Source organism: Halalkalibacillus sediminis (assembly GCF_002844535.1).
Classification (GTDB): Bacteria; Bacillota; Bacilli; order Bacillales; family Alkalibacillaceae; genus Halalkalibacillus_A; species Halalkalibacillus_A sediminis.
Map to the genome: position 1 here is coordinate 125031 of NZ_PJNH01000001.1, position 26785 is coordinate 151815.

Below are 26785 nucleotides of genomic sequence, written 5' to 3' on the forward strand. Positions count from 1 at the left end.
TTTTCGCGAGGAATGAAAGTATAGAAATTTGGCGCATAATTGTCTAGCACCATTACCCAGAGAGCTAGTGGCTTTTTTCATCTATCAATGATTAGCCAACACGGTTTAATACTTTACCGGGTTTCTTTTATCACGGTTGATGAGTTCCTGTCACTAGCTTTCTAAAAGGGTCTTTGCGCTTTTCTTATTTAACTGGAGGGTGATTTATGGGTTTACAATTTATATTAGGGCGAGCAGGCTCAAACTTGAGTACATATTGTTTGGAAGATATTGAATCATCTTTGAAGAAGGATCCTACGGGTGATCCTATTTTTTATATTGTCCCTGACCAAATGGCCTTTCAGCAAGAGTATGATTTGTTAAGGAAAAGCGATCTATCAGGCTCAACGAGGGCTCAAGTGTTCAGTTTTTCAAGGCTAGCGTGGTATATCTTTCATGAAGTGGGTGGCGGTACTAAGCCATTCATCTCAAGCACTGGTATTCAGATGATGCTAAGGAAACTGTCGGAACAACATAAGGACTCTCTATCGACTTTTCAAAAAGCTCTTGAAAAACAAGGGTTCATCGAACAATTGGAAGCGATGATCACTGAGCTCAAACGTTATCGTATAACTCCTGACGTGCTTGATCGTATTGTGGATGAAATGCAAGATTTTCAGCATCTGAATGCGAACGAAAAAGCATTGCAGCAGAAACTTGAAGATTTATTGCTCATTTTTCAACACTTAGAGGAACAATTGAAGGGTCATTATATTGATAGTGAAGATCAATTGGAGATGATGGTTGAGAAGATAGAAGAAAGTAATGTCTTAAACGGTGCCACTATTTATATTGATGGGTTCCACCGTTTTACACCGCAAGAGTTTTTTGTGATTGAAGCTTTCATGAGGAATGCTAAAGATGTAAAGATTGCTCTGACTTATGATGAAGCATCGAATCAAAATAATCAACTCGATTTATTTTATCAAACGAAAACTACTTATGAGACGCTTAAAGAAATAGCTAAACAATCTTCAATAGTCGAGTATCCACCTATGAAACGCTATCCAGATGAGCAACTACAGCAGGAAGCCTTTCAGCATTTAGAACGACATTTTGAGACGCATCCTGTCCCTGTTTATGGAAAAGATGCCCCTGTAGATATAGTCGAAGCCGTCCATCCCCGAGCTGAGGTTGAACGGACAGCGCAAGAGATTATACGCCTAGTTCGAGATGAAGGGTTTCGTTACCGAGAGATTGCCTTGCTAATTCGAGAGTCGAATACGTATCATGATTTGATTGAGACTATCTTTGAAGATTATAATATCCCTCTATTCATAGATGAAAAGAAAACGATGTTGAATCATCCATTTATAGAGTTAATAAGAACTGGTCTTGAGGTAGTAGAAAGTAATTGGCGATATGATGCCATTTTTCGTTTACTTAAGACTGGATTCATCCGACCAAGCGACGAAACCTATCCATTAGATGAGGAAGCAATTGATACATTAGAAAACTATGTGTTGGAGTATGGGATCCGTCGAAAAGATCAGTGGCTTTCAGAAAAAACATGGACTTATCAACGATTCAGCGGGCTTGATTTTCGCAAACAAACGACAGAAGAAATAGAATTTCAGGAGAAAATCAATTCATACCGATTACAAGTAGTGGAAGCGTTGAGCACTTTCGACCGTTCGATGAATCAGGCAGGAACCGTTAAAGAAAAGTGCAGAGTATTATACGAATGGGTTGAAGATGTACAAGTCCCTAATAAGCTTGAGCAGCTTCGAGATGACTATGAAGAAGCGGGCCAAGTTGAAATCGCACGTGAACAGGAACAAGCATGGCAGTCAACGATGGAATTGTTGGATGAAATGGTTGAAATGCTAGGGGAAGAGGAAGTCGATCAACGTTTATTCATACAAATGATGGATGCAGGTTTTGACACATTAACTTTTTCTCATGTGCCACCAACGATTGACCATGTCATTATAGGAAATGTTGAACGCTCTAGGATTACAAATGTTCGAGCGAGCTTTTTATTAGGAGTCAATGATGGCACATTTCCGATGAAACCACCTAGCGATGGAATGGTGACGGATGAAGAACGAGCGATTTTAGAAGAAAAAGGTTTATTGTTAGCTGATCGTGCAGATCGGGTTTTATTAGATGATCGATTTTATATCTATCTTGCTTTCAACCTTGCTTCTGAACGTCTTTGGGTCAGTTATCCTTTGAGTGATGAAGAAGGACGCACGAAGATTCCTGCTTCGATTGTGAAGCGGCTTGAAACCATGTTTCCGGAAGCGAAAAAACATTGGGTGCTTGATGACGAAGATGAGGTTGAACCTTTACGCTTCATCACTAATCCGACTAAATCTCGTGCGATCTTAACTGCTGAGTTATCAAAATATTTGCGGGGATATCCTGTGAACGATGTCTATTGGGATACTTTACATTGGTATATGGAGCACGAAACAAAAGACGAAAACACTCGACTGATCTTAGAAAGTCTTTTTTATCAAAATAAACCGTCGAACCTTCAACAAGTGACGGCCAAGGAAATGTTCGACCAAACGATACGGTCTAGTGTTTCTAGATTAGAGACGTATCATCAATGTTCCTACCAATACTTTGCAAGATACACATTGGGATTGAAGGAACGCCAAGGTTTTCAGCTAGATGCCCCTGACATTGGTCAATTGTTCCACGAATCTTTACGCATGATTACAGATTGGGTACATGAAGATGGTAAAGCCTTATTCCAATTGACGAAGCAAGAAATCCTCCATTACGTGAAAAAAGCAATGGACAAGCTCGCACCTGTTTTACATCATCAGATTCTATTTAGTTCGAACCGTTATCGTTTCATTTTGAAAAAATTAGAACAGGTTGTGATCCGGGCTACATCTATGCTCGTTCACCAAGCTAAAAATTCTGATTTTACGCCTGCCGGGGTGGAAATTGGTTTTGGTCAAAAACAGAAGCTCCCTCCGTTGCAGTTGAATCTATCCAATGGATACATGCTCGAATTGAGCGGTCGAGTTGACCGAGTCGATCAGACGACAATCGATGATCAACTTTACTTACGTGTCATTGATTATAAGTCTAGTAGTAAAGATTTAAGCTTGGTCGATGTTTACTATGGATTGGCATTGCAAATGTTAACTTACCTGGATGTCGTATTAACCCATTCTGGGGATTGGTTAGGTAAAAAAGCAGATCCTGCTGGTGTGCTCTATTTCCATGTTCATAACCCTACGATTCAGGATCCAAAATCTCAGGATGATGAAGCAATTGAAAAAGAATTGGAGAAATCCTACAAAATGAAAGGCCTATTGCTTGAAAAAGAGTCAATTGCACAAGCGATGGACAACTCGTTGGAAAGTGGAGTCAGCACTATAGCTCCTTTCGGTGTTAAAAAAGACGGGTCTTTCAGAAGTGGTTCTAAAACGGTTAACGAAGAAATGTTTCAGCGAATGAATCAATATGTAAGATCATTGATGACAAATGCTGGTGAAGAAATTGTTGGTGGCGAAGTGCACTTGAATCCTTTTCAGAAAAAGGACACAGTTGCATGCACATACTGTCCTTATCAGTCTGTTTGCCAATTCGATTCGTCACTAGAAGAAAATAATTTCAGAAGATTGAATGAAGGTAAAGATGAAGAAATACTTGCGAAAATGATTGAGAAGGGAGGAGTTCAGCTATGAAGTGGACAGATGAACAACAGTTAGCCATCGATGAGGATGGAAAAGATATTTTAGTTGCTGCCGCTGCTGGATCTGGTAAAACAGCCGTACTTGTAGAGCGGATCATTCAAAAGATGTTGCGAGAAGATGAGCCTTATAATATTGATGAAATGCTAGTTGTAACATTTACGAATGCTGCGGCACAAGAGATGCGTACAAGAGTCGGTGCTGCTTTAGAGAAGTCCCTTCAAGCGAACCCTTCTTCTTTCCACTTGAAGAAGCAATTATCGTTGATTCAACGAGCGAACATTTCAACACTCCATTCTTTTTGCATGGAAGTGGTGAGAAAATATAGTTATCAGCTTGATTTAGATCCAAACTTCAGAATTTTAGACGATATTGAAGCAGATCTATTAAGAACAGATATCATGCAAGAAATTTTAGAAGAGTGGTATGGAAAAAGTGAAGAAGAGCAGAACTCGTTCTATAAACTAGTAGATAGTTTTTCAAGTGACCGGGATGATGCCGAAGTTGAGTCGCTGATTCTTAAAGTGTATGAGTTTTCTATGCAAAATCCTTGGCCAATCGAGTGGCTCGATCAGCTAGAAGAGTCTTACACGATTGGAGAGGACTCGACACTGGACGATTTAGTGTGGATGCCAGTGGTCAGGGATGATCTTCATGAGTCACTTGAGGCAATACGGTTTGATATTGAACAAGCGCTATCGATTGCTCAAGATGTGGACGGTCCCTACCATTACGCTGAAACGTTAGAAGCTGATTTGCAACAAGTTCTTGCTATTCAGGAGTCATTGAAGTCGCCGTGGGATAAATTGAGTGTTACTGTCCAAGAAAACGCTTCTTTCGGAAAACTCTCAGGTAAGAAGGCAGAGTGTAACGAAGATTTAAAGGAAGCTGTAAAAGATATTCGTAAGAGGTATAAAGATCGGATGCAAAAGCTGAAAGAACGTTGGTTTGAACGCAGACAAGAATCGCTATTAGAAGATCTGAATCATCTAAAGCCTTTGATTCATCAATTGGTGATACTTGTGAAAGAATTCCATGAACGTTTCAGAAAAGCCAAAGCAGATGACGCAATGGTCGACTTTTCTGATTTAGAGCACTATTGTTTAAAGATTCTACTATCAGACTCCGCAAAACCGGATCAATTGATAGGTTCAGAAGTTGCACACCAATACCAAAACCAATTCAGAGAAGTCCTGATTGATGAATACCAGGATACGAATCTAGTCCAAGAAACAATTCTACAGTTATTGACACAGGGAAACCATGCTGGTCAACTATTCATGGTTGGAGATGTTAAACAAAGTATATATCGTTTTCGTCATGCGGAACCAACCCTGTTTATGAATAAATATAAAATGTTCCAACAGCCAGAACATAATTCACTTCGTATCGATTTAGCCCGTAATTTCCGTAGCCGGAAAGAAGTGCTCGATGGGACGAATTATATTTTTAGGCAATTGTTGGACGAGCGCGTAGGGGAAATGGAATATGAAGAAGATGCTGAGCTCATTTACAGCAATCGAGTGTACGATACTTTAACAGACACCGATGTTGACGCAGAAGTCCAAATTATTTCCCGGGAAAACATTGAAGATGAGTCAGTCTCAGATGATTGGAAATATCTTGAGAAAGCACAATTAGAAGCTCGGACTTATGCAGAAAAAATTCAATCTTGGATTGGTACTGATGACTCAAAACCAATGACTATTATCGATAAAGAAACAGGTCAACAGCGCTCTATGCAATATCGAGATATCGTCATCCTGATGCGTTCGATGACCTGGGCAGGAGTCATTGTAGAAGAATTGAAACAAATGGGAATTCCAGTATATGCAGAATTATCGGCAGGGTATCTCGATGCAATTGAAATCCAAGTGATGATCAATGTGCTCAAAACCATTGATAACCCACAACAGGATATCCCTCTAGCCAGTGTATTGAAGTCTCCTATTGTCCAAATAAGTGAAGATGACTTAGCTAAGATTCGATTAGCGGGTAAAAAAGAGTCCTTTTATCAGGCAATGAAGAATTATGTAATTGGGGGGGAAGATGAGCAGCTGATTCGACGACTTGAACGCTTCTTAAGTCAGTTAGATGGTTGGAGGAAAGAGGCGCAGTACGGGGCTCTTTCTCAACTAATATGGCATATTTACCAAGAAACAGGTTATTTCGAATTTGTTGGTGGTACACCTGGAGGTAAGCAACGTCAAGCTAATCTGAGGGCGCTTTATGATCGTGCTCGTACTTATGAGAACTCATCATATCGAGGGTTATTCCGTTTCCTCCGTTTTATCGAAAGAATGGAAGAACGAGGGGAAGATTTAGCAGCTGCACGTGCTTTAGGTGAACAAGAAGATGTAGTTCGCATCATGACGATTCATAAGAGTAAGGGACTTGAGTTTCCTGCGGTGATTCTAGGTGCATCTGATAAAAATTTCAACAAAAAAGATATCCAGTCTAAGTTTTTGCTTCATAAAGACTTAGGATTCGGATCTAAATACATGAATTTAGATAAGAGAATCATGTATTCTACCTTTCCTATGGAAGCTTTGAAGGTGGCGATGACCCGTGAAATGCTTGCGGAAGAGATGCGTGTATTATACGTTGCATTGACTCGTGCGAAGGAAAAGTTATGTATTGTAGGTACCGTAAATGATTGGGACAAACGATTGGAAAAATGGAATGAAGTTCTGAGCCACCGTGAGTGGGTACTTCCTCCTCATAGTCGTACAGACCAAGCTACTTATTTGAATTGGATTGGTCTTTCTCTTGCTCGTCACCATTCAGCTGAAATGATCCACCAGCAGCAATTAAGGAGTGAAGTGCCAAAGAATATCACTTTGGATGATTCAAAATGGCAAATTCATGTTCGTCACGCCAGTGAATTGATGAATCCTGATTGGGTGACTGCAACCCGTGATGAGAATTTGCGCCAAGCGATAACTGAGTGGAGGGAAGAGCTCCTACCGAAACGCTCTTCCAATTTTAGTGAGGTCGATCGAAGACTCACATTTTCATATCCTTATAGTAATAGTATGAAGAAAAGAGCTAAGCAGACAGTTACTGAACTGAAGAGGTTGCGAGAGGTTCCAGATGATTATACAAGCACTGACCTCATTCGCAAGCAATCGAAATCTTCATTGTCGCGTCCAAGGTTTATGCAATCGGATCCGAGTCAATTGAAAGCGAATGAAGTTGGTAGTGCTATGCACACAGTTATGCAGCATATCGATTTTAATCGTTCTTGGGATGCTCAAGAGTTAGACGAATTTATTTCAGGTTTGGTTTGGAAAGAAATTTTAAGAGATGAAGAAGCAGAAGTGATTGATAAACAAGCGATCATCGATTTCTTTCAATCTGAGCTTGGACCACTCATTGGTCAAGCTACACGTATGGAAAGGGAACTGCCTTTTACCATGCAGCTTCAGGCTTCAGAAATCTATCCAGATTGGGATGGTCAGGAAGAAGAAGCGGTTCTTGTCCAAGGGGTGATTGATTGCCTAATTCAGACAGACCAAGGATGGTACTTAATTGATTACAAAACGGATCATATTTTAGGAGCAGTAACAGAAGAAAAACGGCAAGAACTCCAAGATCGGTATAATGTACAAGTTGAACTCTATCAGAGAGCTGTAGAATCCATTTGGAATATAGAACTCGAAGGTGTCTACTTATATTTCTTTGATAAAAATCTAGTAATCAAAAATTGATTTGAACGATTTTGACCCCTTGCTTCATTTAGCAAGGGGTTCCTTATTCTTTATTTATTTGCTGTAATGACTTGATCTAATAGATCAGCATCGAATGGATTGGTTGAACTGAAGCCGTTGTTATTATTAATGAAGTCTCCGGTATTCAGTGCACCAGAGCCGGCACTTGTTTTCGACGAAGACTTGGGTGAGATATAGAAAGCATCACCTAGGTTAACTGTCCCGCCGCTTACACTATTTATTTTAAAAGGTCCTACAATGGAGGGCATAAATTCACCTTCTTTTCCATTGATTTTCATTCTTAATCTTTATTTCTTAATCTACGAACATGTTTGACGTGAGCTTTTGAATTGCCAGTTTGAACTGAGCCGATATGAACGATTGAACTTGCGGTTGCTCCAATCATTTCAATTCCCCCAACATCGATTGAGGAGTAATTTTTTCTTTTGATTTCAATAGGAACAGTGATGAGCTGCTCCGGTAATTGTTTTTGGAAAAAACCTTGTTCTTCAAATGTAAGTTCATTTGAAAAAACAGCGCCCTCTTGTTGAATAGCTAATACATCAGCATATGGGTTTATTTGCTCACTATCCCCGACTTGAAGAATTGAACTGAATTCGAGCGAATGACATTTGATACGTTGGACCCGACTGTCTCTCATAGGTTTCAAGTTATTAAACTCCCTCTCTCAATTACTACAATCGAGGTTAACCTCCAGTAACAGGCCCGATTGGAACAACATTTTCGATAATATAGGATTCTGGTGGTGTATCGAATGTAGATGCGAATTGAAGATGATCGGCGTCGCCCACTAAAAATAGTGATGAAGTCGAAACGCCGGAGATTTGAATATGTTCGACACACAATTGATCATTATAAATATTAATAGCCATCGTACGTTTCATTCTCCTTTATTTTTTCAAGATATCTAGAAACCCCTTGAAGAATTTCTTTTTGTATATGCTTTGTTAGAAGAGGGATTCTTTCAGGCTCAATTTTCAGACTTCCATCCGTTGCTAATTGCCCAACATGTGCTTTCACTTTCTTTGGTAACTGTTGTTGAACATCTTGAAAAATTGTATTCTTCCACTCGTCACTTAAATTGAAATCTAGTTCTCTTGCCATCTGTGTTATTTGACCAGGTAGTTGCTTCGTGATAAATGGTTGTAGTTGATGCAATATTGAAGATTCAATTGCAGTCAAGGAGTTCTGATTACTACCTTCTGATGGTATTTCCAATTGTTCGAATGGTAAAGTTTCTTGAGGGGTCAAACCAATGTTCAGGGTTCCTTCTAACGTTTCTATTTTTAATTGTTCAAATTGGTACTCTATTTTTTCAATACTGGGTTTTGAAGGTGGTTGGTCATCTATGGAATTCTTCAATTCAGAAATTGTTTCTCGCATTTCATTGATCACATTAGCTTGCTGATCAATTTTATTGTTGAGATCGACAAGAAGTTGCCAAATTGAGTGATGATACATCCTGATGCCTCCTTAACCCTTATTGATAAAATATGAAGAATTCACGAATCAGTGAATGGAATATGTGGGATAGGAATAACTGGAACGAAATCTTCTATCGCTTCAGCAGGTCTAGCTGGTTCGGTAAAACCACCCGTGTTATAAGCATTCGACACTGCTTGTAGACAACCTGTGCTACCCACTTGTAAGACAGAAGAGTTGGTAACCGAGCCTACTTTGAGAAATTGTATATGAATTTGTTGATGGACAGTGAAGGACATATTATCACCCCTGAGTAGTTATACCTTGATCAATGAAATCTTTATCATATACGAATGTACTGGAGTGGCCTAGGTGAACATTGATCCCTTCGCCCGTATTAAATGACCCCCCACCTGCATAGGTCTTAGCAGTACTCATTGGTTGAATTGAATAAGCATCTCCGATATGAAATATCGACGATGAAGAAACGCTCGTAACTTTGATTGCTCCTACATAAGCGGGCATGGTTATTAAGCTCCCTTCAACATAATATATGTGGAAAGTATCAAAATGTTTTTCGAGTGCTTGCAAATTTTACAAATAGATTATAATGGAGGTATGAGGTGTTTAGGAATGGAAAATGATGTTATAAATCCTACAAAAAATCGAATTGAATCACTTGATGCCGTCAGGGGTTTTTCTTTATTAGGTATCTTAATTGTTAATCTTCTATCCTTTCATGCTCCACATTTTATGTATGGTGGTGGAGAAGGCAGTTATAGTGCCAGTGACGAAAGATGGCTCGCTTTCATAGATATGTTCATTCAGGCGAGCTTTTATCCTTTATTCTCATTGATGTTCGGGATAGGGTTATATATGATGTATGAAAAGATGGATTCTGATAAAAGTAAGACAGTCATTCGCCGCAGAATGTTTGTCTTAGCGGGATTAGGTATTGTACACGGCATAACCCTTTGGTATGGAGATATTTTATTGACATATGCAGTTATCGGGCTCGTTGCAATATTATTTATCAAACATAAAGAATCTACGTTAAAAATATGGGCTTTCAGTTTACTTGTAATACCTACTGCCCTCGTTACGTGGTTATATTACGGCGTGAGAACTCAGCTTGAAGGCTATCGAGACACTGAGTCCATTCGACAATCGTATGAAAATTTTACGGGGTCCATAAGCGATATATGGCAACAAAACTTTTCCAACTGGTTAGTGATGGTGAGCCCCATGCAATGGATCTTCACTTTCAGTTCGATTTTACCGATGTTTATTTTAGGAATGATATTTGCTAAAAGAGGGTGGCATAAAAATCCCAAAGATCATTTATCCGCCATTTATCTGTGGATGGGAGTATCTTTTTTCCTATTTATTACTTTTAAAATTGGCCCTTATTTCTTCGGGATGCCAGAATGGTTTGATCTTGCTCAAGACCTAATTGGTGGTTCATTCTCTAGTATCTTTTATTTCTTTGCTTTATTAATCTTTTTTACTAGCGATTGGAGTAAGATAATTAAGAAGTTGTTAGCTTGGGTAGGAAAATTGTCTTTAACGAATTATGTTATGCAATCGGCTATTTGTTTCTTTGTTTTTTATGGCGTGGGGTTAGAACAGTATGGGCAATTGCAAATGTATGAATTGATATTGATCGCTTTACTAATATATAGTTTTCAGATTTTATTCAGCTATTTATATTTGAAAATATTCAGGTTCGGACCACTGGAATGGGTCTATCGTTCGTTAACTTATGGGAAGACACAACCATTTCTAAAAGGAGGGAAAAGTCATGAAGTTTGACTGGCTGAAAAATGAATCTAAAAAATGGGTTGAAGAAGGCGTAATTGAAAGTCATCAACGAGAGAAAATTCTGAGTCGCTACCCTAAAAAAGATTCTTTTTCACTGATTTTCTTTTTCGCAGCAATACTGATTGGTTTAGCGTTCTTGACATTCATTGCAGCCAACTGGAGTGGCATTCCTCAATTTATTAGAATGGCTATTATAATAGGTTTTCTCTTATTCTTCTATGGTCTTGGAGAGTACTTCTTCAAGCGTTCTAAACCCCTTTATGGCCTATCCTGTTATATTATCTCGATATGTGTGTTTGGAGCAGGAATCTTTTTATCTGGTCAGATGTACCATTTCAGTATGGAGAATGTTTTTTCCTTCTTTATATGGGGATTTGCAGCTTATTTAATTTATGTTAGTCGACCTCATATTTCTTTATTTTCCGTTGGAATGGTCATTGTAACGGTAGGGCAACTTTATGGAATTATATCCTTAAGAAGCTTTGACTGGTGGCTCTTTGCTCTTTTCATAATTGGTTACGGTACAGTGGTATTTAACAAAGGGTCTGCAGCAAAAGCGTGGATGTTTGCTACAGCTTTTTTATTACAAATGCTTGCATTTTCTTTAGAGCAACAACAGGAATACTATTGGTTCATCTTATTTGTTCTACTTATCTACGTAGCAGGAGAAGTCTTTAAACGAGCTTCACTGCGAAGACCATTCCAACATGTCGCAGCCCTAACAATGTTCGTTGTAGTTATTATTCAAGGGTTGTTTTTTGATGAGGGTTTTGCACGAGATCAAGTGTTACCAATCGACAATAGTTATTATTTGTACTTCATTCCATTGATAAGTATAGCAATTATTCTAACTCAGTTAAGAAAAAAGAGATCAGCACTTTATCAGCTTGCTTTATTTTTCCCAGTGTTTATTTGGGTAGATGCAGCTGCACTGCTATCTTATTTGGTTTTGTATGTCTTTTCAGTTGGAATGCTCTTACAAGGTTATCACAAGCATCATCCTCGTCTTATTCAATTCGGTATGATTGCTTTTCTGATAAGTACTTGTATTGTTTACTTCCAAGTCGCGTGGAATTTCTTAGATAAGTCGTTGTTTTTCCTATTGGGAGGAATTGTCCTGTTTGCTATAGGATACTTCCTGGATCGCCAACGTCGGGAAGTCATCAAAAACGAACGAGAGGATGGTTGATCATGCGCAAAAAAATATTGATTTTCGCAGTAGCTTTTCAAGTCTTATTTTTAATCAGCATGGCAGCATCCAGTTATTTTATCGAAGAATTCGGGAAAGTCATAAAGCTGCAGACGGAACCGAATGACCCTCGAGACGTTTTCTATGGTGATTACACTTATTTGAATTATTCTGCAGAAACGATTAGGCCTGAGAATTGGTTTACAAATGAGAATGTCCAAAGCAATCAAGTAATATATGTTTTGTTGACTCCTAATGAGAATAATATCCATCAAGTTAAAGCTGCTTCTGATAAAAGAATGGATGCGGATGAAGAGGATGTAATAATCACAGCAAGATATTCGTATCAAGACCAAGATAATATGCACCATGTCAATTTTGGTGTAAACAGGTTCTATGGAGAAGGTCATACTGACGAAAATTTTAATAACAATAAGAAACGTTATTTAGTTGAAATTGCTCTTTCTCCTTGGGGGCAAAAAAAGATCTTGAATATGAAGGCAATGGAAGAATAATTATGTTGACTCGATAAAATTAGGATGATGCCTGTTTACAATTGCTTTTTCAGGGAAAACAATGCCAGAAATTCTTTTGTCAAAAGAGGGGTGGCTAAAATTGATTCCAGTATCTTTAAAGAAATATTTTAATATGTCCAAAAGGTTGAGAAAGAAAGAAATACAATCGACCTTATGGTTTATGCCTTTACTTTACATTTTGGGTGCACTATTTTTAGTTGCGTTTACATTATACATCGACTTTGCGGTTGGATTACGTGAGGTCGCCCCTGAAATCTTACAATTCGAGGCTTCAGTTGCCCGTACACTTGTTAGTGTATTAGTGGGTGGTATTTTAACACTGAGTGCCTTTACCTTGAACTCATTGTTGGTTGTCCTTACGACATTCAGTGGTCAGTTTTCTCCTCGAATGTTATTGAACTTCATTGCAGATAAAAATACTCAACACGCACTAGGTATTTTTAATGGTAGCTTTGTATATGTTTTGGTCATTTTTCTATTCATCGGGAACGCCCCTTTTGAAACCCTTGTAGCAGTGCCTGTCATGAGTATCTTGCTAGCATTTATTACTTCAATTGTTTTTGTTTATTTCATTAATCACGCTTCTACTTGGATGCAAGTTCATAATATTACCTACAGTATGAAAAATATTTCTAAAGATATTATTTATTCTTCATTAAGAAAAGACTTGGATCAGTACCGTACCACAGAGCCTGGCGATATGATGAAAGAATATAAAGATAATCAGTATCAAGTTTTATCTAGAGAAGTAGGATATCTTCAACTGGTTGATTATAAAACGATGATTGAAGAAGCCAAGAAAGATAATATTATTGTTCAAATACAACCTCAAGTGGGCGATTATTTGCTTACAGGAAACGTATTATTTACTTACTGGGGGCCGGGTGCTGACGAAATAGAAGATGATACGAAATACTATAGGATGTTTGAATTCGGTCATAAAGAAACGGAAGTCCAAGACCTTCAAATGGGCATGCACAAGCTTGCTGAAATTGCGATAAAGGCGGTCGGGAATGATGATCCGAAAACAGCTACAAATACCATTCATCAAATGGCAGATCTAATGATCACTGTTGATGGTTATATTACATTCTCCCCATATCTGGCCGATGACGAAGATCAAGTGAGAGTAATTTTACAAGAGGAAACTTTCGATTATTACATTTATCGTGGTTTTGGTTTCATTCGACATTATGCAAAAGATAATCATTTGATCATTACGGATATAATGGGTGCTTTAGCAATGATATCTGAATCTATCAGTGAAAATAAATATGAAAGTATTTGGGAATTCGCAGTAAATACGATGGATCATATTGAAGCTAATTTAGTTTATGAACTGGATAAAAGATTTTTATTAAGACAAGTGTATCGTATAGCTGAATTAACAGGACACATTGAAGACTACCCTCGTATTGAATCGAGGTTCTACCCTAGTGCTAATGAAAATGTATAAGCTTCTAAACGAAGTAAGAAAAACAATAATCTAAAACGAACAAAAAAAGGGTTGAAGAGCATTCATGCTCCTCAACCCTTTTATTTCATTGAAACAAGAAAGAATTAAAGAACTTCTTTTATTTTCTCAATCGCCCAATCTAGATCTTCGTCACTAATAACAAGTGGAGGAGCAAAACGGATGACGTTTTCATGAGTTTCTTTACATAATAGGCCTTTTTCTTTAAGCTGTTCACAGTATTTTCTTGCAGGTTCATTCAATTCAACACCTATGAACAGACCTTTTCCTCTGACCTCTTTGATGATCGGGTTGTCAATCGCTTTCAAGCTATCCATCATGTGATTACCAAGACGTAAGGAGCGTTCTGCTAACTTTTCTTCTTCTAATACTTCTAAGGATGCTGTAGAAACAGCACAAGCTAACGGGTTACCACCGAATGTTGATCCGTGTGAACCAGGATTGAATACGCCCAGTACATCTTCGTTGGCTACCACACAAGAAATAGGGAAGACCCCACCACCTAAAGCTTTTCCTAGTATTAATACGTCAGGTTCAACGTTTTCCCAATCACAAGCAAACATTTTTCCAGTACGAGCTAAGCCTGCTTGTATCTCGTCCGCAATGAATAAAACGTTATTTTCTTTACATACATCATATGCTTCTTTTAAAAATCCTTCAGGTGGCATGACGATTCCCGCCTCACCTTGGATTGGTTCTAGTAAGAAACCGGCCGTATTTTCAGTAATAGCTTCTTTTAGGGCATCGACATCACCATAAGGTATGACTTTGATTCCAGGAAGCATTGGACCGAATCCTCTTTTATATTCTTCTTCTGAGGAAAGAGAAACTGCAGTCATAGTTCGACCATGGAAATTCCCTACACAAGCGATAATTTCAGCCTGATTCTCTTTTACACCTTTTTTATCGTACGCCCAGCGACGTGTGGCCTTAATAGCAGTCTCAACAGCTTCCGCACCAGTATTCATAGGCAAAGCCATTTCTTTATTAGTCATTTTGCAAATCTTTTCGTACCACGGTCCTAACTGGTCATTATGAAATGCTCTAGAAGTCAGCGTTACACGATCGGCTTGTTCTTTTAATGCGTTGATAATCTTTGGATGACGGTGTCCTTGGTTTACGGCTGAATAAGCACTTAACATGTCCATGTAGCGGTTTCCTTCTGGATCTTCTACCCAAATGCCATCAGCTTTAGAAATAACAATCGGTAAAGGATTGTAGTTTCGAGCACCATATTGATCGGTTTGTTGCATAATTGATTGACTTGAATTATTCATAGTATCCCTCCAAATTCGTGAATTCACCAATACCTATTATACCCTTTCCCATATTTTGTTTCAAAGTTGTCAACAAATTCGTCGCACCGTTTTGAAAAAAATGATACGATTAAAAAAATGAGTTTTATTAATTAAGGAGGTATGAATATGACTCACTTACATATCACGACGTGGGCAATTGCAATAATTCTATTTGTTGTCGTAGTTATGATGCTTCGTAAAGGTGTTAATTCAAAAGCAGCAAAAATCAATCATATGGTGTTGCGTGTGTTTTACATTTTAATCGTCTTAACTGGTGCTGATCTATACTTCAGGTATTATTCAGACCTATCTAGTAATTTTTTCGTAGCAGAATCAATTGTCAAAGTGATCGCTGGAATTTGGGTAATCGCTGCAATGGAAATGGTTGCTGTGAAATTGAAAAAAGGTAAGCCTGCTTTCAGTGCTTGGCTCCAATTTGCTTTTGCATTGATTTTAACGGTGGCTCTAGGCTTTGGAAGATTACCTTATGGTATATTGCCTTAAATAATAAAAAAAGTCCCATTTAGGGGCTTTTTTAATGAATGAAATGCGTGGTGAACGTCATGAAGTTACAAAAAATCATTGGTTTATTATTTGTTATTGGCATGCTACTCAGTAGTTTTCAATCTGTGTTAGCCGAGACAGAAGATAAGCCGAATCAATATTACTATATTTTAGTAGACCGTTATCAGAACAGTGAAGATGAGGGAGCCAGTGAGCTAGAATCAAGAGAATCGTTCATGGGTGGAGATTTCCAAGGTATATCTGAACGACTCGATCATTTGGAAACGATAGGTGTGACCCATTTAGTGCTTTCTCCCGTTTTCAGTAGTGAAGATTATTTAGGGAATGAAGTGAAATCTTTCGATGAGGTTCAAGAAACATATGGATCGAAAGAAGATCTGCAAAATCTTGTAGAGGCAGCGCATGAGCGTGACATGAAGCTTATTCTGGAATTTCCTCATTCACAAGTAAGTGAGAGTAGTGCTTTACAAGAGGAAGAATGGGTGGAAGACGGAGATATTGAACTGACTGAAGAAGCGCAGTCTTTTTTAATCGAAAAAATGAATCAGTGGAAAGATGAATTGAATTCTGATGGCTTTTACTTTAAATCTATCGAGCAGGCACCAGATGAGTTTTGGAGCAAGGTTTCCAATGAAGTTGGTGATCAATTCTTGATTGGTGAGCCTGGTGAATCCTCAGATAAGAACTTCATTGATATGGGGTTTGATCGTATTTTAAACACATCTTTTCAACAAAAAGCAGAGGAGATTTTCAAGGACACTGATACTGATTTTTCTCCGTTATTAGATTCGCCAACTTTTGAAGAAACTGATGTTGTCCAATACATGGATCATATTTATACTGATCGTTTTACAAGAGCGTCAGAAGATACAGGTTATCATCCGATTACACGTTGGAAGCTAGCGCTAACCTATCTATACACAACGCCTAATGAACCATGGCTTTTTCATGGTACGGAGGTTCCTACTGATGGGATAGTAGAGGATGGAAGTCATCATAAGATGGTCAATTACATGGCTAACGATGATCAGCTTTCTCAACATGTTGAGAAGCTATCTGATAGCCTGGAAGAATTCGAACCTCTTCGAACAGGGGACATTGAAATTTTACATGAACAAGAAGGGTTCATTGTATATTCGAGATCTACTGAAGATGAAACAGTTTATATCGCTATAAACAACACTCCAACATTCCAGAGTTATGACATAGAAGGGATTGAATCCGATAAAGAACTAAGAGGTATCACGGACAATGATTTAATCAAAGAGAATGATGATGGTACTTATTCAATAGGGCTGAATCGGGAACTGGCGAATGTATATACCGTCCATGAGAATCGCGGTATATATTGGCCACTTACACTTCTTTTCGTCGGTGGAATGGGTACATTCATTGCTTTTGTTATAATTGTATCAAGAAGAAATAAAAAAACTGAGTAGAGGGAATCCCTTTACTCAGTTTTTGATAGGAAGAATAATGCGATTGTACCAGGGCCAGCGTGTGCACCAATTGCTGAACCTATTGGGTAAATGATGATATCCTTAGGCTGAAGTTCATCACGTAATAGTTCAGCTAATTTTTGTGCGTTTTCCTCATCATCACCGTGTGTGATTGCAAGCGTCTGTTGGTTGAAGTCTTCGCCACGTTCTTTTGCAAGATCGACCATGCGACGCAATACTTTTTTTGCACCACGGATTTTTTCAAGTGGTACAAGTTTTCCTTCTTCTACATGAAGTAGTGGCTTGATTTTTAATAGACTACCTACAAAAGCTTGGGTACGGCTGACGCGTCCTCCACGCTGAAGGTACTCTAAGTCATCTACTGTAAAAATGTGTTCCATATGACTGACATAATGGTTAGCTAGATCCAGGATGTCTTGAACACTTGCCCCTTCATGTGCTAACTTGGCAGCATGGTAAGCTATAAGTCCATAGCCCATAGAAGCGGCTTTTGTATCTATTGTATAGATATCTGCATCTGGATAGTCTTCTAAAATCTGTTCCCTAGCGATAGTTGCACTTTGGTAAGTTCCAGATAGCTCGGACGATAAACCGAAATAAATAATCGTTTTACCTTTGTCAGCATATTTTTTGAACACTTCATGAAAAGATTCTGGAGATGGCTGTGCTGTCTTTGGAGCTGCACCATCACGCATTGCATCATAAACTGTTTTTGATTCGATGTCTACTTGATCAAGGTAATCTTTTTCATCCAGATAAACAGTTAGCGGTACCATTTCGATTGAAAGTTCGTTATAATATGCCTTTGGTAAGTCTGTTCCGGAATCAACGATAATTTGGACGTTCATGTCTTTCCCCCTAAATAATTACGACTATTTCTTTTAAGTTTAATCGTATGAACTGAAATCGTCAATGTTGCTGTAAACAATTTCCTAAATACATAGATGGCCTAGATTCATTGTGAACTATTTGGTCTATCGGAAGGAGGCTTTTATGTTTATTTTTGAAGCAAAACGTTTTTTAATAGTGATTATAGGTGCTCTATTTAATGCCATTGCACTTAACTTTTTCCTCATTCAAGCGAACGTGTATGCCAGCGGGTTCACTGGCGTAGCACAAATGTCTTCAAGTATATTCAAAGATTTTCTCGACCTAGATGTGAGTACAGGTATTCTTCTATTTATTTTAAATATTCCAGTGGCAATACTAGGTTGGTTGAAAGTAGGTAAGGGGTTCACTGTTTACAGTGTGATTTCTGTTGCCTTTACTACTATTTTTCTAGAGACGTTACCATTAACTAATCTTGCTGAAGATATTTTACTGAACGCTGTATTTGGTGGTCTATTAGCAGGTGTCGGTGTAGGGATCACATTGAAGTGGGGTGCCTCTACTGGTGGTATGGACATTGTTGCTATGATTCTATCTCGTGTAAAAGACCGTCCAATCGGGATGTACTTTTTAACGATGAATGCTTTGATCATCTTTTTCGCTGGCGTATTGTATGATCCTGAGAAGGCATTGTATACACTAGTGACGCTATATGTTACCACACGTGTAATTGATGCTATTCATACGCGCCACGAGAAGCTTACAGCGATGATTATTACAACAAAAGGTGAGGAAGTCACCAAAGCGATTCATTCCAAGATGGTTCGTGGTATTACAGCCTTTCCTGCTAAAGGTGGTTTTTCTAACGAACAGCGAGAAATGCTCATGATTGTGGTTACTAGATATGAATTATATGACTTAGAACAAATTTTAAAAGAAATCGATCCAAATGCGTTTACTAATATTGTTCAAACGACAGGTATATTTGGCTTCTTCAGAAAAGATGATGAGAAAGTGTAACCATTTAAGGACTTCAAACGACTAATGATATAAATAAATATGATGGGGTGAATTAATTGAAGAAAATTTTATTTATATTATTTACCTTATTGCTGGTAGCTGCTTGTGGAACTTCTGAAAGCGAAGAGGTTTCAGAGGGAAATGAGGGTACCGGTGATGTCGTTGAAGATGAAAAAGATAAAGAACAAGAACAAAAAGAGGAAGATGGTGCGGACATGGAGGAATGGGTGAATCAGTTAGATTTTAAAGCCTCTGTAGATGCTGAAAAAGAGAAAGCAACATTTTCAATGAATTTGGCTAACAATGAGGAAGAAGATTTAGAAATGACATTCTCCTCTGGCCAACAATTTGAAATCGTCGTTATCGATCCAGAAACAAATGAAGAAATTTATCGCTTCTCGGATGGACGAATGTTTACAGAAGCTTTAGAGACGAAAACTATTGAAGCCGATGGGGAATTGACCTGGGAAAGTGATTGGGATTATACAAGTGATGGGGAACGTGTTGAAGCTAAAACCTATGACGTCCAGGTAGAAATTTTACCGATGTCGATCAACCAGAAAAATATTGAAGAGGGGATCTTTAAAGCTGAACTAGAGCTTCAAATTCCTGAGATGAAAGAAGGATCTTCTGCTGGGACATCGTCCTTGGCCGGTAGTGAAGGGAATGAAGGGGAAGAGACTGACGAACATCCTTCAAGTGACATGTTCCGGAATATTAATGTTCAAGGAGAAACTGGAAACTATACAGTAACTGGTGAGGCAAGAGTATTCGAAGGAGTATTCCATTACACAGTTGAAGATGGACATTACGTTTTAGTCGAAGAACAGATGGTGCAAACTGACGGCGCACCAGATTGGGGTCCATTTGAGCTGGATGTTGAAATCTCTGAGGAGAATCTACCCGAATTTGGAGTATTGACCATGATAATGTATTGGTACGATGCAAAAGATGGGGAACCTTCTGATCATTTATTTATTACACTCGAAGACTTCAATCCTTAAATGAAAAAACTTGCCATTTGGCAAGTTTTTTTATGCTTTCTTATATGATTTTATCTTAGTAACCATAGCCTTCCATGATACTCTCTACTTTCGGTGTCAGTGAATCCCATTCAGCATCGAAAGTTTTGTTGACTGTAATGAAGTTGTGATAACCGAAAACATTATCCACGCCTTCAACATCCATCAGATCATTAAGAATTTGATGTTCACTTGTTTCGCCTTGCATCACTGAAATGCTATCGTCACCTTCAAAAATCACTTTGTCTACAGTAAATTTCATTGCATTTGGATTTGGTGTAGGTTCAGCAATTACTGCCATTAAAAATCCCTCCCTGATATTCTCTATTTAATAGTAGCATGAAACAAGTTCTGACAAAAGAAAAGCCTATAAATTAATGATATGATAGAGTCGAAGAAAGGGATGAATATATTGAAAAGATTTCAAATAGCCCTAATTGTAGGTGTCGTATCGGCTACAGCTATGGGCACCTACTTATACTGGATCGAACAGATGACAGGCAAGCAACTTTATACTCTACTCATGAATATAGACTTCATTTATCAACCTGATGATAATATGAACAGCCAATTATTTGCAGTATTCGAGTTTTCCTTACATGTTTTAGTGGCTATCATCATGGTCTTGATATACTTATTTATGATCCAAAGAGAGTTTTTCAAAAATAGACGTTTTGAATTAGCAGCTATCATTACGTTTGTAGCTTTTTTGACCTATTTTCCTTTGACCATACTGGCTCAGACTGAAACGCCTGCAATCACGGATTTTGTAGCAATTTCTGATTGGTTTTTAGCTCATGTTATCTTTTTCTTTATTTTTTATTATTTTACTGAGTTCTTGATGAAAAAGGTGAATTTCAATATCTAAACACGGATTTGGTCCGTATCCACATGTTTGAAAAATTCGTCCAAGAGCTTTCGAGAGATCGAACCAGGCTCGCCGTTTCCGATTGTATAGTCATCAATTTGAGTTACAGGCATTACTTCAGATGTGGTTGAAGCAAGAAAGACTTCATCAGCATTTAGAAGTTCATCAACAGAAAAAACGTCTTCTTCAAAGGTGATACCCAGTTGATTCGATAAGTGATGAATATATCTTCTGGTAATGCCATTTAAAATGAAATTGTTGGCTGGGTGTGTGATTACCTTGCCATCTTTAACAATAAAGACGTTAGTCGAACTTCCTTCTGTCACATGTTCAGGGTTGCGGTATAAGATGGCCTCAAATGCTTCAGCCTCTTTAGCTGTTTGTTTAGCCATCACATTACCTAATAAATTCAGACTTTTAATGTCACAGCGCAACCAGCGAACATCCTCTTCCAAAATGACTTTTGCTCCAGATTCTTGTAACTTGATTGGACGACTTATTGGTATCGGGTATGCCATTAAAGTCGGAATTGCTTCTGTAGGGTATGGATGAGATCTTGGGGCGATCCCTCTGGTGATTTGTATATAAATTGCTCCGTCATCAATCTGGTTTTTCTCAGCTAAATCTTCTAGTTGTTCTGCAAGTTTTCCTTTCTTGATATCAAATTCAATTCCTGTTTCAGTCAGACTATACTGAAGTCGTTCCAGGTGTTCGTTCATTAAGAAGAACTTGCCCTCATAAATACGGATTACTTCGTATACGCCATCCCCAAATTGGAAACCACGATCTTCCATATCTATTATAGCTTCTTCACGTTGTACGAGTTGGTTGTTTTTTAGAATAATCATTTTTTCATCCCCTCGATAAAAAAGTTAGAGTAATTATACCATTGTTTTCACTAAAGAAAAGAAGCTCAAACTAGAAAAGTTGAGCTTCTTCATATAAAATTATACGATTCTTTTTCGAATATAAGAGGAGACGTAGTCGATTACTGTAACCACCACAATAATGACCAATAAGATCATACCCATCTCATTCCAGTTTCGGTTACTTGATGCGAAAAATATCAATAAACCAATACCACCTGCACCTACATAACCAAGTACAGTAGAGGCACGCACGTCAATTTCAAATCGGTAAATCGCGTAAGATAAAAATTCTGGGATGACCTGAGGAATGATTCCATGGAACATGATTTGAATACCATTTGAACCATTCGCTTGCATCGCCTGGACGACTTCCATGTCGATCGATTCCAGCACTTCGGAGTAAAGCTTTCCTAACATACCTGTTGAACCGATAGCGATAGCCAATATACCAGCAAATGGAGTTGGTCCAACTGCGACAACGAATAAAATGGCTAAGATAATTTCCGGGAATGCACGGATAGCACTTAATATCCATTTACCGATTGTCGTTAGAATTTTACTATTTGTCATGTTGATTGCAGCCAAAAATCCTAAAGGTACGGCCAAGATCGCTGCAGCTAGTGAACCGGCATAAGCGATGAACAGTGTTTCCACCATCATTCCCCAAACTTTACCTAAACTATCCCATTCAGGATCGAAAAGTCGAGGAACAATTCTCTGAAAGTTGCTCTGCATACGTTCTAATGCTTTTGCTAAATCTACATCTATTGTTGCAAAAGTCCAAATGTATAAGGTTATAACAGCTATTCCAATCATCAAATATTTAATGATTTTCATTATAGGAAGTGGCCGTCTAGGAGGTTGTTCCATAGACATTATACAATCGCCTCCCTTATTTTCGTACTGATGTATTCAATAACTACCACTACTAAGAAAATCACGATTATAATCATCATTGCACTTGGATAGCTATAGAACTGAATTTGTTGGTTAAGTAATAATCCAATACCGCCTGCTCCAACTAAACCAATAACTACTGATGCACGGATATTGATCTCAAATACGTATAACGTAAACGAAGTGAATTGTGGGAGTACTTGTGGGACTAAACCGAAATAAATCGATTGGATTACACCAGCACCCGAAGCACGCATCGCTTGGATAGGTTCCATATCTACAGCTTCAATTGTTTCACTGATCAGCTTCGCTAATATTCCCATTGAGAAAATGAATAAAGCAATAATTCCTGAGAAAACACCAATACCAAAGATACCGACAAAAATAACTGCAAGCACGATGTCAGGTACTGTACGTAGGATGTTCAAAAAGAATCGTACCCCATTATACACCCATTTATTTGTCGTGATATTTTGTGCAGCTAGTAAACTCAATGGAATAACAAAGATTGTTGCGAAAGTAGTAGAGATAATCGCCATGTGTATCGTTTCGATCAAGCGATCCATTGTTGTTGCAAGTATGCCTGTCTCAGGAGGGAAGAATTTCCCCATAACCTGGAACGTGTTTGTAAACCCTTCGGCTAAGTCGCCAAAACTGACCTCTGTTTCAATAGAGCTATAGAAAAGTAATGCGATTATAATAATCGCTATAGCAAATAGTCTTCCTTTGACTCTCCAGGGAGAGACCATAGGAGTATATCGGCCATCCTTGTCCTTTTTAATTTTCGGTGGATTCGACGCTTGGCTCTTCTGTTTCGTCAACATCGTCTGCACCTCCGCGTAAATCATCTTCACGGATTGAGCGGCCGTATATTTCCTCAAACGTTTCTTCAGAAACTTCAGAAACAGGACCGTCAAACACAATCTCACCATCTCTCATACCGATGATGCGATCTGCATATTCCATTGCCATGTCAATAAAATGAAGATTGACGATTGTAGTAATCTGGTCTTCCTTATTGACTTTTTTCAAATAGGTCATTACTTGATGGGAAGTAGGTGGATCTAATGATGCTACTGGTTCGTCCGCTAGAATGTATTTAGGTTTTTGTGTAAGAACACGAGCAATACTAACACGTTGTTGTTGCCCACCGCTTAATTGGTCTGCCCGACTGTATAGCTTCTCACCGATATTTACCCTCTTTAAGCTCTCATACGCCAAAGCTTTATCATCTTTACTGAATAAGTTGAAAATAGAACGCAAGGTACCTGTGTGGCCTAAACGACCCGCAAGCACATTTTTAAATACGTTTGAACGTTTTACTAAGTTATAGTTCTGAAAAATCATACCTATTTTTGTGCGAAGTTTTCTTAACCCACGGCCTTTATAAGAAATGATGTCCTCGTCATCCACTAGTAATTCACCGTCTGTTGGTGTAACCAAGCGGTTTATACTTCTGATAAATGTAGATTTACCTGCACCGGATAATCCGACGATAACAACGAATTCACCGTCTTTAATCGTAACATTAATGTCTTTAAGCCCTTGAGTGCCGTTTGGATAAACAAGGGAAACATCTTTGAATTCAATCACGTTCAACACCCCGTTATGTATGTAATAGCCCCTAAAAAGCAGGGAAAAAGGGGGGGATTCATCCCCCCCTTAAAGATAACACATTCCCAAATTAATCGACATTAAAATTTAGAAAATTTTAATAATTAATCCAAAGAAATATCGTCTTGGAACTTCTTGTATGTTTCTTCAACAACTTTGTATTCAGAGTGTTCTGCTTCGTCAATAGCATCCCAATTGTAAACTTCGTTCATGATTTCGATCATTTCTTCATCATCGTTAAATGATAGGAATACATCTTTAATTTCTTGAACGAATTCATCTTCAAGCTCTGGAATTACTGAAATTGTATCGTTTGGAATTTCATCTGTGTAACCAATTACTTTTAGCTTATCCATGACATCTGGATACTCTTCTTCAAGTTCTCCACGAGCATCATCGAATGTTGTTGCAACGTCAGCATCGCCTTCATAAACGGCAATTGCTGCTGTATCATGTCCACCAGCCTGAGTTGAGTTCGAGAAGAATTCAGTTTGAAGAGCTTCAGTCGACTCGATATCAAATTTCTCCATTAACTGAGAAGCAGGGAATAAGAAACCGGACGTAGATGTTTGGTCTGGGAATGCCCATACTTTACCTTCTAAATCTGCTAATTCTTCAATATCTGAATCAGAACGAACCACATACTGTGCTTTGTAAGTAGAAGAACCGTAGCGGATAGATTTCAAGATAACTTCAACGTCATATTCTTGGTTCGCTAGAACATAACCAAATGCAGGTACAAACCCGATATGTATTTGTCCAGCACCCATGCCTTCGATTAAAGCATTGTAGTTAGTCATAACCTGACCAGATACTTCAATACCTAACTCTTCACCCAAACGGTCTGCAAGAGGTTCAACGGTTTCAGCAATCGTATCAGATTCTTGAGATGGTACGAATCCCATTACTAGTTCATCTGGGCGTTCACTACCTTCTTCACCACCATCACCGTTGCCTTCATCATCAGATCCACCACAAGCGGCTAATACAGTTAGTAGCAATGCAGCTACTGTCAATAAAAGAAACTTTTTCAAAATTATTTTCCCCCTCAAAAAGTTTTTGAATCATGTTAATTATAATTAAAATGGAAAATTAGTACAACACAATTATTAAAAAATTACTCAAATTTACGATATTTTTACAAAAAAATAGCGACACAATAAGTTATGTGCCGCTAAAAAAATATTAAGAATGGTGCTGTTGAAGTTTTGCTTCGAGTTCTCTTAGCTCTTGTTCTTCTTCAGGAGAACACTGTTCATAAGCTGCTTGAATGGAGGACTGGATACTTTGAATTTCTTCATCGTTTTGTTTTCTATTCCCATTTCCAAGGTTCTGGATTGCTTGGCGTGCTTGCTGTAACATATGGTTAGGCATTAAAATCCTCCTCTCGTGCTTTGCTCAACTTCTTTTTCTTTTCTCTTTTTGTCCGTAAAAAGGTTTTGCTTTGATTGTTGATTCTTCTTGTTCGGCTGTTCTCTATTTTGTTGCAAAACAAACCCTCCTCTAAAAAAGAAAAAACCTGAACACATATAATCGTGTTCAGGTATAGATTGTTCAATTTTTCATAAAATATGATTGGTTTATTTCTCCGTTAAAATGGGCGCTGAAATATTGAGGTATTGTTCAATGAAATGCGCTACGCCATCTTCATGATTGGTTAAAGTTGTCTCGTTTGCTAAGGTTTTGAGTTCATCGATCCCGTTATTCATAGCGACTCCAACACCTGCAAACTCAATCATTTCTAAATCATTATCTTCGTCCCCGAAAGCAATGACTCGATCTTGCGGAATTCCATATTCTTCAGCAATCTTCTGAACCCCAATGGCCTTGTGTAAACCACTGCGCACGATTTCGATCACGTGAAATGGAGCTCCCCATTTACGGTGCTCGACGATAGAAGAATGTTGTTGATCCAGTGTATCTCTAATCTGACCGACCCGATCATCAAATGGATGGATCAGAATCGAAGAAGGGTCACGATCTAAAGTGTCCTTCAGTCTACCGATCGTTGCTGGTTTGTCTAACCCTTCTAGGAAAAAGTCAGTCAATGAATGCTCATCATTCTGATCAAGAAAAACCTCATCCCTGATTTCAGCCATGATATTTTGAACACCAACATTGTAACAAGTTTCAAAAATATCATGTGCAACATTACGAGGCAGAGGAGAGTGGATAGGGTCCCAGGATTGATTACGTGGGTGGTGCACCAATGCTCCATTCATATTAACAATAGGTGTATCTAATTTAAGCTGACTGTAATACTGTTTACTAACTCGGAAAGGGCGTCCAGTTGCAATCATAACCACATGTCCGGCTTCTCTTGCTGCGTTCAAGGTTTGAACGGTTCGTTGTGTAACTATCTTTTTATCGTTTAATAATGTCCCGTCTAAATCGAGAGCAATTAAATGTTTATCCATATTTTCACCTCTAAAAACTATATCCATGTTTTTTCTTCTAATTATAAAATATTAACACACCCTATATACGTTGTCACTTTTCCTACCCATTCTAAT

Annotated in this window: 27 protein-coding genes; 11 read left to right on the forward strand and 16 right to left on the reverse strand. The window is 38.3% G+C overall.

Annotation, left to right across the window (positions count from 1 at the left end):
* Positions 1-206 precede the first annotated feature (206 nt).
* Entirely contained in the window at positions 207-3692 is a 3486-nt protein-coding gene (gene addB, locus CEY16_RS00680) for a helicase-exonuclease AddAB subunit AddB (protein ID WP_101330051.1), read from the forward strand.
* The gene (gene addA / locus CEY16_RS00685; RefSeq protein ID WP_101330052.1) at positions 3689-7408 is read left to right on the forward strand and encodes a helicase-exonuclease AddAB subunit AddA; all 3720 of its coding nucleotides are present in this window, start codon (positions 3689-3691) and stop codon (positions 7406-7408) included. The genes addB and addA overlap by 4 nt, the downstream gene beginning before the upstream one ends.
* 50 nt (positions 7409-7458) lie before the next feature.
* Here the strand turns inward: addA and CEY16_RS00690 are convergent, their stop codons facing one another.
* The 6 genes from CEY16_RS00690 to CEY16_RS00715 are packed head-to-tail and all read right to left on the reverse strand — an operon-like array spanning position 7459 to position 9376.
* Positions 7459-7677, reverse strand: a complete 219-nt coding sequence (locus CEY16_RS00690; protein WP_101331094.1) for a spore germination protein — start codon at positions 7675-7677, stop codon at positions 7459-7461.
* 32 nt (positions 7678-7709) lie between these two features.
* The gene (locus CEY16_RS00695) at positions 7710-8069 is read right to left on the reverse strand and encodes a spore germination protein GerPE (RefSeq protein WP_238378771.1); all 360 of its coding nucleotides are present in this window, start codon (positions 8067-8069) and stop codon (positions 7710-7712) included.
* Between the two features lie 46 nt (positions 8070-8115).
* Positions 8116-8313, reverse strand: a complete 198-nt coding sequence (locus tag CEY16_RS00700; RefSeq protein WP_274379923.1) for a copper-exporting P-type ATPase CopA — start codon at positions 8311-8313, stop codon at positions 8116-8118.
* Positions 8291-8890, reverse strand: a complete 600-nt coding sequence (gene gerPC, locus CEY16_RS00705) for a spore germination protein GerPC (RefSeq protein WP_101330055.1) — start codon at positions 8888-8890, stop codon at positions 8291-8293. The genes CEY16_RS00700 and gerPC overlap by 23 nt, the downstream gene beginning before the upstream one ends.
* Positions 8891-8931: 41 nt before the next feature.
* Positions 8932-9150 carry a spore germination protein GerPB gene (locus CEY16_RS00710; RefSeq protein WP_101330056.1) on the reverse strand — a complete coding sequence of 73 codons (219 nt, stop codon included), beginning with the start codon at positions 9148-9150 and terminating at the stop codon, positions 8932-8934.
* A gap of 4 nt (positions 9151-9154) precedes the next feature.
* Positions 9155-9376 carry a spore germination protein gene (locus CEY16_RS00715; protein ID WP_101330057.1) on the reverse strand — a complete coding sequence of 74 codons (222 nt, stop codon included), beginning with the start codon at positions 9374-9376 and terminating at the stop codon, positions 9155-9157.
* A gap of 108 nt (positions 9377-9484) precedes the next feature.
* Here CEY16_RS00715 and CEY16_RS00720 point away from each other — a divergent pair, with 108 nt between their 5' ends.
* The 4 genes from CEY16_RS00720 (at position 9485) to CEY16_RS00735 (ending at position 13853) form a co-directional block, all read left to right on the forward strand.
* Entirely contained in the window at positions 9485-10663 is a 1179-nt protein-coding gene (locus CEY16_RS00720) for a DUF418 domain-containing protein (protein ID WP_162297814.1), read from the forward strand.
* Positions 10653-11861, forward strand: coding sequence for a DUF2157 domain-containing protein (locus tag CEY16_RS00725; RefSeq protein ID WP_101330059.1), 1209 nt, complete (start codon positions 10653-10655; stop codon positions 11859-11861). Before CEY16_RS00720 ends, CEY16_RS00725 begins: the two co-directional genes overlap by 11 nt.
* 2 nt (positions 11862-11863) lie before the next feature.
* A complete protein-coding gene (locus CEY16_RS00730; RefSeq protein WP_101330060.1) occupies positions 11864-12376 on the forward strand; it encodes a GDYXXLXY domain-containing protein in 513 nt (170 codons plus the stop codon).
* Positions 12377-12476: 100 nt separating this feature from the next.
* On the forward strand, positions 12477-13853 hold the full coding sequence (locus CEY16_RS00735; RefSeq protein WP_238378730.1) for a DUF2254 domain-containing protein: 1377 nt from the start codon (positions 12477-12479) through the stop codon (positions 13851-13853).
* 104 nt (positions 13854-13957) lie between these two features.
* Here the strand turns inward: CEY16_RS00735 and CEY16_RS00740 are convergent, their stop codons facing one another.
* The gene (locus CEY16_RS00740) at positions 13958-15148 is read right to left on the reverse strand and encodes an ornithine--oxo-acid transaminase (RefSeq protein ID WP_101330062.1); all 1191 of its coding nucleotides are present in this window, start codon (positions 15146-15148) and stop codon (positions 13958-13960) included.
* 147 nt (positions 15149-15295) lie between these two features.
* Here CEY16_RS00740 and CEY16_RS00745 point away from each other — a divergent pair, with 147 nt between their 5' ends.
* Entirely contained in the window at positions 15296-15673 is a 378-nt protein-coding gene (locus tag CEY16_RS00745; RefSeq protein ID WP_101330063.1) for a YisL family protein, read from the forward strand.
* A gap of 59 nt (positions 15674-15732) precedes the next feature.
* A complete protein-coding gene (locus CEY16_RS00750; RefSeq protein WP_162297815.1) occupies positions 15733-17133 on the forward strand; it encodes an alpha-amylase family glycosyl hydrolase in 1401 nt (466 codons plus the stop codon).
* 11 nt (positions 17134-17144) lie between these two features.
* On the opposite strand, the gene CEY16_RS00755 is transcribed toward CEY16_RS00750, so the two are convergent.
* On the reverse strand, positions 17145-18002 hold the full coding sequence (locus CEY16_RS00755; protein ID WP_101330065.1) for a DegV family protein: 858 nt from the start codon (positions 18000-18002) through the stop codon (positions 17145-17147).
* Between the two features lie 145 nt (positions 18003-18147).
* Between CEY16_RS00755 and CEY16_RS00760 the strand changes: the two genes are divergently transcribed.
* Positions 18148-19002 carry a YitT family protein gene (locus CEY16_RS00760; RefSeq protein ID WP_101330066.1) on the forward strand — a complete coding sequence of 285 codons (855 nt, stop codon included), beginning with the start codon at positions 18148-18150 and terminating at the stop codon, positions 19000-19002.
* 56 nt (positions 19003-19058) lie between these two features.
* Positions 19059-20006: a BsuPI-related putative proteinase inhibitor gene (locus CEY16_RS00765; RefSeq protein WP_101330067.1), complete on the forward strand. Its 948-nt coding sequence runs from the start codon at positions 19059-19061 to the stop codon at positions 20004-20006.
* A gap of 55 nt (positions 20007-20061) precedes the next feature.
* Here the strand turns inward: CEY16_RS00765 and CEY16_RS00770 are convergent, their stop codons facing one another.
* Positions 20062-20325, reverse strand: a complete 264-nt coding sequence (locus CEY16_RS00770) for a NifU N-terminal domain-containing protein (protein ID WP_101330068.1) — start codon at positions 20323-20325, stop codon at positions 20062-20064.
* A 111-nt stretch (positions 20326-20436) separates the two neighbouring features.
* On the opposite strand from CEY16_RS00770, the gene CEY16_RS00775 reads away from it, so the two are divergent.
* On the forward strand, positions 20437-20892 hold the full coding sequence (locus CEY16_RS00775; protein ID WP_101330069.1) for a hypothetical protein: 456 nt from the start codon (positions 20437-20439) through the stop codon (positions 20890-20892).
* Here the strand turns inward: CEY16_RS00775 and dat are convergent.
* The 7 genes from dat to CEY16_RS00810 form a co-directional block, all read right to left on the reverse strand.
* On the reverse strand, positions 20889-21740 hold the full coding sequence (dat, locus tag CEY16_RS00780) for a D-amino-acid transaminase (RefSeq protein ID WP_101330070.1): 852 nt from the start codon (positions 21738-21740) through the stop codon (positions 20889-20891). The two genes, CEY16_RS00775 and dat, sit on opposite strands and share 4 nt — an antisense overlap.
* Positions 21741-21839: 99 nt before the next feature.
* The gene (gene phnE / locus CEY16_RS00785; protein WP_101330071.1) at positions 21840-22637 is read right to left on the reverse strand and encodes a phosphonate ABC transporter, permease protein PhnE; all 798 of its coding nucleotides are present in this window, start codon (positions 22635-22637) and stop codon (positions 21840-21842) included.
* Entirely contained in the window at positions 22637-23482 is an 846-nt protein-coding gene (gene phnE / locus CEY16_RS00790; protein ID WP_420795498.1) for a phosphonate ABC transporter, permease protein PhnE, read from the reverse strand. The genes phnE (CEY16_RS00785) and phnE (CEY16_RS00790) overlap by 1 nt, the downstream gene beginning before the upstream one ends.
* Complete coding sequence (gene phnC / locus CEY16_RS00795) at positions 23436-24251, reverse strand: phosphonate ABC transporter ATP-binding protein (RefSeq protein WP_101330072.1); 816 nt, start codon at positions 24249-24251, stop codon at positions 23436-23438. Before phnC ends, phnE (CEY16_RS00790) begins: the two co-directional genes overlap by 47 nt.
* 125 nt (positions 24252-24376) lie before the next feature.
* Positions 24377-25306 (reverse strand): phosphate/phosphite/phosphonate ABC transporter substrate-binding protein, encoded by a 930-nt coding sequence (locus CEY16_RS00800; protein ID WP_101330073.1) that lies wholly within the window; start codon positions 25304-25306, stop codon positions 24377-24379.
* Between the two features lie 151 nt (positions 25307-25457).
* Complete coding sequence (locus CEY16_RS00805) at positions 25458-25646, reverse strand: DUF3813 family protein (RefSeq protein ID WP_101330074.1); 189 nt, start codon at positions 25644-25646, stop codon at positions 25458-25460.
* A 206-nt stretch (positions 25647-25852) separates the two neighbouring features.
* Complete coding sequence (locus tag CEY16_RS00810) at positions 25853-26689, reverse strand: Cof-type HAD-IIB family hydrolase (RefSeq protein WP_101331096.1); 837 nt, start codon at positions 26687-26689, stop codon at positions 25853-25855.
* Between the last annotated feature and the right edge of the window lie 96 nt (positions 26690-26785).